This window comes from Pseudomonas sp. AC169, assembly GCF_979258515.1.
Window position 1 is genome coordinate 3548186 of record NZ_OZ409866.1, and the last position, 12521, is coordinate 3560706.

Below are 12521 nucleotides of genomic sequence, written 5' to 3' on the forward strand. Positions count from 1 at the left end.
ATGCTTTGGCAGCTGACCCAGATGCTTTGGGTCGGCGGTCTATGGCTGATACATCTCGGTTTGCAGCCGGCGCTGGGCAAGATTGGCCTGGCGCCACTGCTGATCGATGAAGTGGCCAGTGCATTTGAAGTGCTGGTGGTGGGGTTTGCCGCCGCATGCGTTATTTTTCAGGCTTTGGTGCTGGTACAGGCCGAAGGCCTCGCCAGTCTATGGCGGGATTTTCGCGGGCAGGTGCTGCTGATGGCGTTGTATGCGTGTGCGATGTATGTCGCAGTGCGTGTCGGCTGGCCGGATGCGCAGCGCTGGCAGGTGTTCAGTTATCTGGTTCTGGGATTTTCCGGGCTGGTGCTGGTGATGCAACCTGTACCGGGATGGAGTGGCAGGGTGCGCGAAGCACACCCTTGACCCTTTTCATCACTTGAAGCGATGAATGTTCGACAGCTGCTTGTTGGCGCTGAAGTTCCGACGGTAAACCAGTGCCATCTTGCCGATGACCTGCACCAGATCCGCTTTGCCAACCTTGCACAGTTCTGCGATGTGCGCCAGGCGCGACTCGCGATCAAGGATGTTGAGCTTGATCTTGATCAGCTCGTGATCCGCCAAAGCGCGTTCAAGTTCGGCTAAGACACCTTCAGTCAAACCGTTGTCAGCCACCGTCAAAACCGGTTTCAGGTGGTGGCCAATGGATTTGTACTGTTTCTTCTGCTCTGGAGTGAGCGGCATAATCTGACCCTTTCGTCTGGATTCTATAAAATGGCGGCCATTTTACCCGAGGGCTCGTGGATCCGCCCAATTAATCACGACCCTAATCATCGAGGTGCCCAATGGCGCGTTCCAAGACAAGCCTTGGTTGGCTGAAAAGACATGTCAATGATCCTTATGTGAAACAAGCGCAAAAGGATGGTTACCGCTCGCGTGCGAGTTACAAGCTTCTGGAGGTTCAGGAGAAATACAAGCTGATCCGCCCTGGCATGAGCGTTGTCGACCTGGGTGCAGCGCCCGGTGGCTGGTCGCAGGTCACCAGTCGTCTGATTGGCGGTCAGGGGCGTTTGATCGCTTCGGACATTCTGGAAATGGACAGCATCCCTGATGTGACCTTTATTCAAGGTGACTTCACCGAGGACGCAGTGCTCGCGCAGATCCTGGAAGCCGTCGGTAATTCGCAGGTAGACCTTGTGATTTCCGATATGGCCCCCAATATGAGTGGTACGCCTGAAGTGGATATGCCCAAAGCCATGTTCCTTTGCGAGCTGGCACTTGATCTGGCAGAGCGGATCCTCAAGCCGGGTGGCAATTTCGTGATCAAGATTTTTCAGGGCGAAGGCTTTGATGTCTACCTGAAGGATGCCCGCAAGAAGTTCGACAAGATCCAGATGATCAAGCCGGACTCCTCTCGTGGCAGCTCTCGCGAGCAGTACATGCTGGCTTGGGGTTATCGCGGGCGTAGTGAGTAAAACGAGGTTTTTGTGCGGGGTGATAGGTTTTTAGTATTTCGCCCGGCTAGCATTAACGAATATTGTGTAGAAAGTGTTTCACAAAGGGTTACAGACGGCGCCTGCCAGAGTTGTAGGTAATGTAGTAAGTTAGGCCGGTGAATATCATGCGAAGCGCGCGCCAGTAGCGGAGCTTGCTTCAGAGGGTAGTTAATTGAACGATATGGCAAAGAATCTGATCCTGTGGTTGATCATCGCAGCTGTCCTGGTGACGGTGATGAACAACTTCTCCAGCCCTAACGAGCCGCAGACCCTCAACTATTCCGACTTCATCCAGCAGGTCAAGGATGGCAAGGTCGAGCGCGTAGCCGTTGATGGCTATGTAATCACCGGCAAACGCAATGATGGCGACAGCTTCAAGACCATTCGTCCGGCAATTCAGGACAATGGCCTGATTGGCGATCTGGTCGACAACCACGTTGTGGTTGAAGGCAAGCAGCCTGAACAGCAGAGCATCTGGACCCAGTTGCTGGTAGCCAGCTTCCCGATCCTGGTGATCATCGCGGTGTTCATGTTCTTCATGCGCCAGATGCAGGGCGGTGCCGGCGGCAAGGGCGGACCGATGAGCTTCGGCAAGAGCAAGGCGCGCCTGCTTTCCGAAGATCAGGTGAAAACCACATTGGCTGACGTTGCCGGTTGCGACGAAGCCAAGGAAGAAGTCGGTGAGTTGGTAGAGTTCCTGCGTGATCCGGGCAAGTTCCAGCGTCTGGGCGGCCGCATTCCTCGCGGCGTGCTGATGGTTGGTCCACCGGGTACCGGTAAAACCTTGCTGGCCAAGGCGATTGCTGGCGAAGCCAAGGTACCTTTCTTCACTATTTCCGGTTCTGACTTCGTCGAGATGTTTGTCGGCGTTGGTGCCAGCCGTGTTCGCGACATGTTCGAGCAGGCGAAGAAGCACGCGCCTTGCATCATCTTTATCGACGAAATCGATGCCGTTGGTCGCCATCGTGGCGCTGGCATGGGTGGCGGTCACGACGAGCGCGAGCAGACTCTCAACCAGTTGCTGGTTGAGATGGATGGCTTCGAAATGAACGACGGCATCATTGTTATCGCTGCAACCAACCGTCCAGACGTACTCGACCCTGCGCTGCTTCGTCCGGGCCGTTTCGACCGTCAGGTTGTGGTTGGTTTGCCGGATATCCGTGGTCGTGAGCAGATTCTCAAGGTCCACATGCGTAAAGTGCCAATGGGTGACGACGTCGCTCCGGCGGTGATTGCACGTGGTACTCCGGGCTTCTCGGGCGCTGACCTGGCCAACCTGGTCAACGAGGCTTCTCTGTTCGCTGCGCGCAGCGGCAAGCGCATCGTTGAAATGAAAGAATTCGAGCTGGCCAAAGACAAGATCATGATGGGTGCCGAGCGCAAATCCATGGTCATGTCCGAGAAAGAGAAACAGAACACTGCATATCACGAAGCGGGTCACGCTATCGTTGGTCGCGTCGTGCCTGAGCATGATCCGGTTTACAAGGTATCGATCATTCCGCGCGGTCGTGCGCTGGGTGTGACGATGTTCCTGCCGGAAGAGGATCGCTACAGCCTGTCCAAACGTGCCTTGATCAGCCAGATCTGCTCGCTGTATGGCGGCCGTATAGCTGAAGAAATGACACTGGGCTTCGATGGTGTCACCACCGGTGCTTCCAACGACATCATGCGTGCCAGTCAGATTGCGCGGAACATGGTGACCAAGTGGGGTCTGTCGGAAAAGCTCGGCCCGTTGATGTACGCCGAAGAAGAGGGTGAAGTGTTCCTCGGTCGCGGCGGTGGCGGTCAGGCTGCCAGCTTCTCTGGCGAGACGGCCAAGCTGATCGACTCCGAAGTGCGCAGCATCATTGACCAGTGCTACGGCACGGCAAAGCAGATCCTTACGGACAACCGTGACAAGCTTGATGCCATGGCTGATGCCTTGATGAAGTACGAAACGATCGATGCTGAACAGATCGACGACATCATGGCCGGTCGTACGCCTCGCGAGCCCCGTGACTGGTCAGGTGGCACAGGTACACCGCCACCTCCAGTGGTGCGGGACGAGCGTCCGGAAACACCGATCGGCGGTCCGGCTGCTGACGTTTAAGGTTTGAAATGACTTCTGTACAGTCCCTGACCCGGTTGCCTTGCGGCAACCGGGTTCTTGATTTGGCCCAGACGCATGTCATGGGTATTCTCAATGTAACCCCTGATTCTTTCTCCGACGGCGGCCGATACAGCCAGCTCGACGCGGCCCTGCGCCACGCCGAAGCCATGGTGGCGGCCGGTGCAACACTGATTGATGTTGGTGGCGAGTCGACCCGGCCCGGCGCGCGCGCAGTTTCTCCGCTGGAGGAGCTTGAGCGCGTCGCGCCGATCGTCGAGCTGATCAATCGCGAACTTGATGTGATCATCTCGGTGGACACTTCTACGCCTGCGGTGATGCGCGAAACCGCGCGATTGGGTGCCGGGTTGATCAATGATGTGCGATCGCTACAGCGCGATGGTGCGCTGGATGCAGCGGCGGCGACAGGCTTGCCAGTATGTCTGATGCATATGCTCGGTGAGCCAGGCGATATGCAGGACAATCCGCAATATCAGGATGTCACTCGCGAGGTTGGTGAATTTCTCGCGGAGCGGATGTCGGTGTGTGCATCAGCAGGTATTCCCGCTGAGCGCATCATCCTTGATCCGGGCTTCGGTTTCGCCAAAACCCTGCAGCACAATCTAAGCTTGTTCAAGCACATGGAGGCCCTGCATGCGTTAGGTCGGCCTCTGCTTGTTGGTGTTTCTCGAAAGAGCATGATCGGGCATGCCTTGAATCGTCCTGTTGGGGAGCGGCTGCATGGCGGATTGGCGCTGGCGGCGCTGGCATCGGTGAAAGGTGCGCGTATATTGCGCGTCCATGATGTTGCAGAAACAGTAGACGTGGTGCGGATGATCGCGGCAGTGGAATCAGCCGAATAAGAATGATGGAGCACTTATGAGCAAGAAATATTTTGGTACTGACGGCATTCGTGGTCGCGTCGGTGAATACCCGATTACTCCTGACTTCATGCTCAAGCTCGGCTGGGCTGCTGGCATGGCCTTTCGCAAGATGGGCGCCTGCAAGGTGCTGGTCGGCAAGGACACGCGGATTTCCGGTTACATGTTCGAGTCTGCTCTGGAGGCCGGTCTGACATCGGCGGGTGCCGATGTGATGCTGCTCGGTCCTATGCCGACGCCGGCGATCGCCTATCTGTCGCGCACGTTCCAGGCTGAAGCCGGTATCGTGATCAGTGCTTCGCATAACCCGCATGACGACAACGGCATCAAGTTTTTCTCTGGTAAAGGCACCAAGCTGCCCGATGAGCTGGAGTTGATGATCGAAGAGTTGCTCGATACCCCGATGACCGTGGTCGAGTCGAGCAAGATCGGCAAAGTGTCGCGAATCAACGATGCGTCGGGCCGATACATCGAATTCTGCAAAAGCAGCGTGCCAACGGGCACCAGTTTCTCTGGGCTCAAGATCGTTATCGACTGTGCGCATGGTGCGACCTACAAGGTTGCTCCGAGCGTTTTTCGTGAGTTGGGTGCAGAAGTGGTTGTGCTGTCGGCGCAGCCAAATGGTCTGAACATCAACGAAAATTGTGGCTCGACCCATATGGGGCAGTTGCAGGCAGCGGTGCTGGCTGAACACGCCGATCTGGGTATCGCCTTCGACGGTGATGGTGATCGGGTTTTGATGGTCGATCACACGGGCGCCATTGTCGATGGTGATGAGTTGTTGTTCATCATCGCCCGTGATCTGCATGAGCGTGGCAAATTGCAGGGCGGCGTCGTCGGCACTCTGATGAGTAATCTGGGGCTGGAACTCGCGCTGGCGGATCTGTCGATCCCGTTCATTCGTGCCAATGTCGGCGACCGCTACGTGATCGCTGAGTTGCTTGAGCGCAATTGGCTGGTCGGTGGCGAGAATTCGGGGCATATCGTTTGCTTCAATCACACCACGACCGGTGATGCGATCATTGCTGCGCTGCAGGTGCTGATGGCGCTGAAGACTCGTAATGAAGGTTTGGCGCAAACGCGTCAGGCATTGCGCAAGTGCCCTCAGGTACTGATCAATGTGCGTTTCGGTGGTGGCGAAAGTCCGCTGGAACACCCGGCTGTCAAGGAAGCCAGTGCGCGTGTAACCCAGGCAATGGCAGGGCGCGGTCGCGTGCTTTTGCGCAAGTCCGGGACAGAGCCTCTGGTGCGCGTAATGGTCGAAGGCGAGGACGAAACCCAGGTTCGCAACTATGCCGAAGAGCTGGCAAAACTGGTAACTGAAGTTTCTGCCTGATACGGCTTGCAAGCCATGATTGTGTTGGGTAACATCTGCGCCCACTTTGACCGACGAGGTACAGCATGCGTCGCCCTATGGTAGCTGGTAACTGGAAGATGCACGGTACCCGCGCCAGCGTCGCTGAGCTGATCAACGGCCTTCGTCATCTGGCCTTGCCAAGCGGTGTTGATGTCGCGGTATTCCCGCCTTGCTTGTATATCAATCAAGTGATTGATGGCTTGAAAGGTAAATCGATTTCGGTCGGTGCGCAGAATTCTGCGGTGGAATCCATGCAAGGTGCATTGACCGGTGAGATTGCACCGAGTCAGTTGGTGGATGCAGGCTGTTCCCTGGTGCTTGTCGGGCACTCCGAGCGCCGCCAGATAATGGGCGAGCGGGACGGGATGCTGAATCGCAAGTTTGCAGCTGCGCAAGCATGTGGCTTGATTCCGGTGTTGTGTATAGGGGAAACCCTTGAGCAGCGCGAAGCTGGAAAAACTCTTGAGGTTGTCGGGCGTCAGCTGGGCAGTATCATCGAGGAGCTGGGTGTCGGTGCTTTTGCCAAGGCAGTCATAGCTTACGAGCCGGTCTGGGCTATTGGTACCGGACTGACTGCGACGCCGCAGCAAGCTCAGGATGTGCATAAAGCCATTCGCGAGCAGCTGGCGGCAGAGAATTCTGAAGTCGCACGAGGTGTGCGGCTTCTATACGGCGGCAGCGTGAAGGCGGCCAATGCGGTCGAACTGTTCGGCATGCCGGATATCGATGGGGGGCTCATTGGTGGAGCTTCCCTGAATGCAGATGAGTTCGGTGCGATTTGTCGCGCCGCGGGAAACTGAAAAAATGCTGGAAACAGTCGTAGTCGTTTTTCATCTGCTGGGTGCATTGGGCGTAGTTGCTCTGGTTTTGCTGCAGCAGGGTAAGGGTGCGGACGCTGGCGCGTCTTTCGGAGCAGGTGCTTCAAATACTGTGTTCGGAAGCCAAGGTTCCTCTACCTTTCTTAGTAAGTTTACTGCTATACTTGCCGCCGGTTTCTTCATAACCAGCTTGGGGTTAGGTTACTTTGCTAAAGAGAAGGCTCATCAGCTGACTCAAGCAGGATTACCAGATCCAGCAGTGTTGGAAGTACCTAAGCAACAACAACCGGCTTCTGATGATGTCCCGGTGCTTCAAGAGCAAAAGTCGGCTACTCCAGCGACTGACGTACCTCCAGCTCAAGAGCAGAAGTAAGAAGGGTTTCAAACGTAGTTTTGCCGAGGTGGTGGAATTGGTAGACACGCAACCTTGAGGTGGTTGTGCCCATAGGGTGTAGGGGTTCGAGTCCCCTTCTCGGTACCAATTAGTCAGGAGAGCCCGCTGTTGCGGGCTTTCTTGCAGGTGGAAGGTTACATTGACCCTATAAGGGATCGGTCGTATACTTCCGCCCCAGCTTTGTCGCGGGGTGGAGCAGTCTGGTAGCTCGTCGGGCTCATAACCCGAAGGTCGTCGGTTCAAATCCGGCCCCCGCAACCAGTTTAAGGAGCCCCTTTTAAGGGGCTTTTTGTTAGCTGGACACTTTCAACGCCGCTGTTCGACGGCGTTTCAAGGATGGGCGTTATGCCCATTTTTTTATTTTGCAAAGCATGCACATATCATGCACTAGGGGGTTCAGGTGTCGAGCAAGCTAGAAGAGTTGCAGGCCTTGCTGGCCCCGGTGGTCGTGGCCCTGGGCTATGAATGCTGGGGTATCGAGTTTTCGGCTCAGGGTCGTCACTCGATGTTGCGCGTTTATATCGATAAAGAGGGCGGCGTGCTGGTGGACGATTGCGCCATTGTCAGCCGCCAGATCAGCGGTGTGCTGGATGTTGAAGATCCAATCTCCGTTGAATACACCCTTGAAGTTTCCTCGCCTGGCATGGAGCGCCCACTGTTCACTCTTGAGCAGTTTGCAAAGTTTGCCGGTGAACAAGTGAAGATCAAGCTGCGTTCGCCTTTTGAAGGGCGACGCAACTTTCAGGGCCTTCTGCGCGGTGTAGAAGAGCAGGACGTCGTGGTGCAGGTAGACGACCATGAATTCCTGTTGCCGATCGATATGATCGACAAGGCCAACATTATTCCCAGTTTTGACTGAGACGCGGATCCCGCGGATCCAATGGCTTGCGAAAGGCGAGGCGTACGATGAGCAAAGAAGTACTGCTGGTTGTTGAGTCGGTATCCAATGAAAAGGGCGTACCGGCAAGCGTAATTTTTGAAGCGCTGGAGCTGGCTTTGGCCACTGCTACCAAAAAACGCTTTGAAGACGAAGTTGACCTGCGTGTGGAAATTAACCGCCACACCGGTTCATACGAAACTTTCCGTCGCTGGACGGTCGTTGAAGAGAATGATCTCGACGATCCGGCCATCGAAACCTGGCCAAGCAAGGTTGCCGAAACGCATCCTGGTGCCAACGTTGGCGACGTCGTCGAAGAAAAAATCGAATCCATCGAGTTCGGCCGCATTGCCGCACAGACTGCCAAGCAAGTGATTGTGCAGAAAGTGCGTGAAGCCGAGCGCGCTCAAGTGGTCGACGCTTATCGCGAGCGCCTGGGGGAAATCATCTCCGGCACCGTGAAGAAAGTCACCCGCGACAACGTGATCGTCGATCTGGGTAACAACGCTGAAGCGTTGCTGGCCCGTGAAGACATCATTTCTCGCGAAACCTTCCGTGTCGGCGTGCGTCTGCGTGCGCTGCTCAAGGAAATCCGCACCGAGAACCGCGGCCCGCAGTTGATCCTGTCGCGTACCGCGCCGGAAATGCTGATCGAGCTGTTCCGTATCGAAGTGCCGGAAATTGCCGAAGGCCTGATCGAAGTAATGGCAGCGTCCCGTGATCCGGGTTCGCGCGCCAAGATCGCCGTCCGCTCCAAGGACAAACGCATCGACCCGCAGGGCGCTTGCATTGGTATGCGCGGTTCGCGCGTCCAGGCAGTGTCGGGTGAGTTGGGCGGTGAGCGTGTTGATATCGTCCTCTGGGATGACAACCCGGCTCAGTTCGTGATCAACGCCATGTCCCCGGCTGAGGTTGCGGCAATTATCGTTGACGAAGATGCCCACGCCATGGACATCGCCGTTGGCGCAGACAATCTGGCTCAGGCCATCGGTCGCGGTGGTCAGAACGTGCGTCTGGCCAGCCAGTTGACTGGCTGGACACTGAACGTGATGACCGAATCGGACATCCAGGCTAAGCAGCAAGCAGAAACCGGCGACATCCTGCGCAACTTCATCGACGAGCTGGAAGTCGACGAAGACCTTGCACAGGTGCTGGTAGATGAAGGCTTCACCAGCCTGGAAGAGATTGCCTACGTACCGTTGGAAGAAATGCTCAACATCGACGGCTTTGACGAAGATACCGTCAACGAGCTTCGCGCTCGTGCCAAGGATCGTTTGTTGACCAAAGCCATCGCTACTGAGGAAAAGCTGGCAGACGCCCATCCGGCCGAAGACCTGCTCTCGCTTGAGGGTATGGACAAGGATTTGGCGATGGAACTGGCGGTGCGCGGCGTAATTACCCGCGAAGACCTGGCCGAGCAGTCTATTGACGACCTGCTCGACATCGACGGCATTGACGATGATCGTGCCGGCAAGTTGATCATGGCCGCCCGAGCCCACTGGTTCGAGTAATTAGGCGCGGCCTGAGGAGAGAAGTGCATGACGCAAGTCACGGTGAAACAACTGGCCGATGAGGTCAAAACACCGGTAGAGCGCCTGTTGCAGCAGATGCGTGAGGCAGGTCTGCCGCACACCGCCGCCGAAGAAAATGTGACTGACAGTGAGAAGCAGTCCCTGCTGACTCACTTGAAAAGCAGCCACAAGGCGAAAGTGGAAGAACCACGCAAGATCACGCTGCAGCGTAAAACCACCAGCACCCTGCGTGTGGCTGGTAGCAAAAGCATCAGCGTAGAAGTTCGCAAAAAGAAAGTTTTCGTACAGCGTAGCCCGGAAGAAATCGAAGCCGAGCGCAAGCGTGAACTGGATGAGCGTCGCGCAGTAGAAAATGCTGCTCGTCAGAAGGCTGAAGAAGAAGCCAAGCAGCGCGCCGAAGTAGAAGCGCGTAACCAGCCTGCTGCTGCGCAGACCGCGACCAGCGACGCCGTTGCGGCGCCGGCTGCAGCTGCCGAACCTGTTCGCGAAAGCGCGCCGGTGGCTGCTGCTCCAGCACCGTCTGCTGAAGTTCGCAACAAGCAGAACGAACAGCGCCGTCCGGACAAGCCACGTGCCGACGATAACAATCGTCGTAGCGGTGGTGGTGATGGCGAGCGCAAAAACGCTCCGCATCGCGCTTCGGTCAAAGAAAAAGCGCCGGCGCCACGTGTGGCGCCACGCACTACCGACGAAGAAAGCGATGGCTTCCGTCGCGGTGGTCGCGGCAAGGCCAAGCTGAAGAAGCGCAACGCCCACGGTTTCCAGAGCCCAACCGGCCCTGTCGTGCGTGATGTGCAGATCGGCGAGACCATCACCGTTGGCGATCTCGCCAATCAGATGTCGGTCAAGGCTGCTGAAATCATCAAGTTCATGTTCAAACTGGGTACTCCAGCGACCATCAACCAGGTGCTTGATCAGGAAACTGCTCAACTGGTAGCCGAAGAACTGGGCCACAAAGTGACCCTGGTCAGCGACACCGCCCTGGAAGATTCCCTGGCCGAGTCCCTGAAGTTTGAAGGTGAGTCGTTCTCCCGTGCGCCAGTCGTGACCGTAATGGGCCACGTTGACCACGGTAAAACGTCCCTGCTCGACTACATCCGTCGTGCCAAGGTAGCTGCTGGCGAAGCCGGTGGTATCACCCAGCACATCGGTGCATACCACGTTGAAACCGAACGCGGCATGGTCACCTTCCTCGACACCCCGGGTCACGCCGCGTTTACCGCAATGCGTGCTCGTGGTGCCAAGGCGACCGACATCGTGATCCTGGTGGTTGCAGCGGACGACGGCGTGATGCCGCAGACCATTGAAGCTGTTCAGCACGCAGTAGCGGCTGGCGTTCCACTGGTTGTAGCGGTGAACAAAATCGACAAGCCGGGCGCTGATCTCGATCGCATCCGTAGCGAACTGTCGGTTCACGGCGTGACTTCCGAAGAGTGGGGCGGTGATACGCCGTTCGTACCGGTGTCGGCGAAAGTCGGTACAGGCGTCGACGAGCTGCTCGAAGCCGTTCTGCTGCAGGCTGAAGTTCTCGAACTGAAAGCGACTCCATCGGCTCCTGGCCGTGGCGTTGTGGTTGAATCGCGTCTCGACAAAGGTCGTGGCCCGGTGGCAACCGTTCTGGTTCAAGACGGTACCCTGCGCCAAGGCGACATGGTCCTGGTCGGTTCGAACTATGGCCGCGTGCGCGCCATGCTCGACGAGAACGGCAAGCCAATCAAAGAAGCCGGTCCTTCCATCCCAGTCGAGATCCTCGGCCTGGACGGTACCCCGGACGCTGGCGACGAGATGAGCGTGGTTGCTGACGAGAAGAAAGCCCGTGAAGTGGCTCTGTTCCGTCAAGGCAAGTTCCGCGAAGTCAAACTGGCTCGCGCTCACGCCGGCAAGCTGGAAAACATCTTCGAAAACATGGGTCAGGCCGAGAAGAAGACGCTCAACATCGTCCTCAAATCCGACGTCCGTGGTTCGCTGGAAGCGTTGAACGGTGCCTTGAATGGCCTGGGCAACGATGAAGTACAAGTGCGCGTAGTCGGCGGCGGCGTGGGTGGTATCACCGAGTCCGACGCTAACCTGGCACTGGCTTCCAACGCTGTACTGTTCGGCTTCAACGTGCGTGCCGATGCTGGCGCACGGAAGATCGTCGAGCAGGAAGGTCTGGATATGCGTTACTACAACGTGATCTACGACATCATCGAAGACGTCAAGAAAGCCCTGACCGGTATGCTCGGCAGCGATGTTCGCGAGAACATCCTGGGTGTGGCCGAAGTGCGTGACGTGTTCCGCTCGCCGAAGTTTGGCGCGATCGCTGGTTGCATGGTGATCGAAGGTGTTGTGCACCGTAACCGTCCGATCCGTGTACTGCGTGAAGACATCGTTATCTTCGAAGGCGAGCTGGAATCCCTGCGCCGCTTCAAGGATGACGCTTCCGAAGTACGTGCCGGCATGGAATGCGGTATCGGCGTGAAGAGCTACAACGACGTCAAAGTCGGCGACAAGATCGAAGTCTTCGAGAAGGTTCAGGTTGCTCGCAGCCTCTAACTCGCGCACTTCAGGAGCCGTGATGGTCGGCCGCACTCAACAGTGTGGCGCATCACCCGGACTCTAAACGCAACGCCCGGTCTGGCTTTTGTCAGGCCGGGCGTTTGCCGCTTTCAGACCTGGCGGGTTTCACCGTCGGGCAGTAACAGGTAACAAAATCATGGCAAAAGAATACAGCCGTACCCAACGTATCGGCGATCAGATGCAGCGCGAGCTGGCCCAACTGATCCGTCGTGAAGTCAAGGATCCACGTGTGGGTCTGGTCACCATTACCGCTGTGGAAGTCAGCCGTGACGTCGGTCACGCAAAGATTTTCATCACCGTGATGGGCCAGGACAACGCAGAAGACATCGCGCAAAGCATCAAGGTGCTCAATTCCGCCGCAGGTTTCCTGCGCATGCAATTGGCCCGTGAAATGAAACTGCGCAGCGTGCCGCAACTGCACTTCCACTACGACGAATCCGTCGTGCGTGGTGCGCACCTGTCGGCGCTGATCGAGCGTGCTGTTGCTGAAGACAATCAGCATCCGGTCGCTGCTGAACCTGAAGACACCAAGGAGTAATTCG

General features: G+C 56.8%; 12 protein-coding genes and 2 tRNA genes. 13 read left to right on the plus strand and 1 reads right to left on the minus strand.

Features of this window, described 5'->3' with window-relative positions; translation table 11 throughout:
• Entirely contained in the window at window positions 1–405 is a 405-nt protein-coding gene (locus ACZZ0G_RS15900; RefSeq protein WP_150749592.1) for an MFS transporter, read from the plus strand.
• Between the two features lie 9 nt (window positions 406–414).
• On the opposite strand, the gene ACZZ0G_RS15905 is transcribed toward ACZZ0G_RS15900, so the two are convergent.
• On the minus strand, window positions 415–723 hold the full coding sequence (locus ACZZ0G_RS15905) for a YhbY family RNA-binding protein (RefSeq protein WP_122595207.1): 309 nt from the start codon (window positions 721–723) through the stop codon (window positions 415–417).
• Window positions 724–824: 101 nt separating this feature from the next.
• On the opposite strand from ACZZ0G_RS15905, the gene rlmE reads away from it, so the two are divergent.
• The 12 genes from rlmE (at window position 825) to rbfA (ending at window position 12517) form a co-directional block, all read left to right on the plus strand.
• Complete coding sequence (gene rlmE, locus ACZZ0G_RS15910; RefSeq protein ID WP_008088328.1) at window positions 825–1454, plus strand: 23S rRNA (uridine(2552)-2'-O)-methyltransferase RlmE; 630 nt, start codon at window positions 825–827, stop codon at window positions 1452–1454.
• A gap of 202 nt (window positions 1455–1656) precedes the next feature.
• Window positions 1657–3564 carry an ATP-dependent zinc metalloprotease FtsH gene (ftsH, locus tag ACZZ0G_RS15915; RefSeq protein ID WP_016986501.1) on the plus strand — a complete coding sequence of 636 codons (1908 nt, stop codon included), beginning with the start codon at window positions 1657–1659 and terminating at the stop codon, window positions 3562–3564.
• 8 nt (window positions 3565–3572) lie between these two features.
• Entirely contained in the window at window positions 3573–4424 is an 852-nt protein-coding gene (gene folP, locus ACZZ0G_RS15920) for a dihydropteroate synthase (RefSeq protein WP_463397711.1), read from the plus strand.
• A gap of 16 nt (window positions 4425–4440) precedes the next feature.
• Window positions 4441–5778, plus strand: coding sequence for a phosphoglucosamine mutase (gene glmM, locus ACZZ0G_RS15925; protein WP_064119464.1), 1338 nt, complete (start codon window positions 4441–4443; stop codon window positions 5776–5778).
• Between the two features lie 65 nt (window positions 5779–5843).
• A complete protein-coding gene (gene tpiA / locus ACZZ0G_RS15930; RefSeq protein WP_016986498.1) occupies window positions 5844–6599 on the plus strand; it encodes a triose-phosphate isomerase in 756 nt (251 codons plus the stop codon).
• Window positions 6600–6603: 4 nt separating this feature from the next.
• Window positions 6604–6990 (plus strand): preprotein translocase subunit SecG, encoded by a 387-nt coding sequence (gene secG, locus ACZZ0G_RS15935; protein WP_027610782.1) that lies wholly within the window; start codon window positions 6604–6606, stop codon window positions 6988–6990.
• A 22-nt stretch (window positions 6991–7012) separates the two neighbouring features.
• Window positions 7013–7098, plus strand: a tRNA-Leu gene (locus tag ACZZ0G_RS15940).
• Between the two features lie 97 nt (window positions 7099–7195).
• Window positions 7196–7272, plus strand: a tRNA-Met gene (locus ACZZ0G_RS15945).
• A gap of 139 nt (window positions 7273–7411) precedes the next feature.
• Entirely contained in the window at window positions 7412–7870 is a 459-nt protein-coding gene (gene rimP, locus ACZZ0G_RS15950; RefSeq protein ID WP_007915250.1) for a ribosome maturation factor RimP, read from the plus strand.
• 47 nt (window positions 7871–7917) lie between these two features.
• Entirely contained in the window at window positions 7918–9399 is a 1482-nt protein-coding gene (gene nusA, locus ACZZ0G_RS15955; RefSeq protein WP_463556769.1) for a transcription termination factor NusA, read from the plus strand.
• A gap of 27 nt (window positions 9400–9426) precedes the next feature.
• Window positions 9427–11955 (plus strand): translation initiation factor IF-2, encoded by a 2529-nt coding sequence (gene infB, locus ACZZ0G_RS15960; protein ID WP_463556770.1) that lies wholly within the window; start codon window positions 9427–9429, stop codon window positions 11953–11955.
• 160 nt (window positions 11956–12115) lie between these two features.
• Complete coding sequence (rbfA, locus tag ACZZ0G_RS15965) at window positions 12116–12517, plus strand: 30S ribosome-binding factor RbfA (RefSeq protein ID WP_008088344.1); 402 nt, start codon at window positions 12116–12118, stop codon at window positions 12515–12517.
• Window positions 12518–12521 lie beyond the last annotated feature (4 nt).

Coding starts and splice junctions, on each gene's coding strand:
- rbfA (WP_008088344.1), top strand. CDS start 12,116: ATGGCAAAAGAATACAGCCGTACCCAACGTATCGGCGATCAGATGCAG.
- tpiA (WP_016986498.1), top strand. CDS start 5,844: ATGCGTCGCCCTATGGTAGCTGGTAACTGGAAGATGCACGGTACCCGC.
- ftsH (WP_016986501.1), top strand. CDS start 1,657: ATGGCAAAGAATCTGATCCTGTGGTTGATCATCGCAGCTGTCCTGGTG.
- folP (WP_463397711.1), top strand. CDS start 3,573: ATGACTTCTGTACAGTCCCTGACCCGGTTGCCTTGCGGCAACCGGGTT.
- infB (WP_463556770.1), top strand. CDS start 9,427: ATGACGCAAGTCACGGTGAAACAACTGGCCGATGAGGTCAAAACACCG.
- ACZZ0G_RS15900 (WP_150749592.1), top strand. CDS start 1: ATGCTTTGGCAGCTGACCCAGATGCTTTGGGTCGGCGGTCTATGGCTG.
- glmM (WP_064119464.1), top strand. CDS start 4,441: ATGAGCAAGAAATATTTTGGTACTGACGGCATTCGTGGTCGCGTCGGT.
- secG (WP_027610782.1), top strand. CDS start 6,604: ATGCTGGAAACAGTCGTAGTCGTTTTTCATCTGCTGGGTGCATTGGGC.
- nusA (WP_463556769.1), top strand. CDS start 7,918: ATGAGCAAAGAAGTACTGCTGGTTGTTGAGTCGGTATCCAATGAAAAG.
- rlmE (WP_008088328.1), top strand. CDS start 825: ATGGCGCGTTCCAAGACAAGCCTTGGTTGGCTGAAAAGACATGTCAAT.
- ACZZ0G_RS15905 (WP_122595207.1), bottom strand. CDS start 723: ATGCCGCTCACTCCAGAGCAGAAGAAACAGTACAAATCCATTGGCCAC.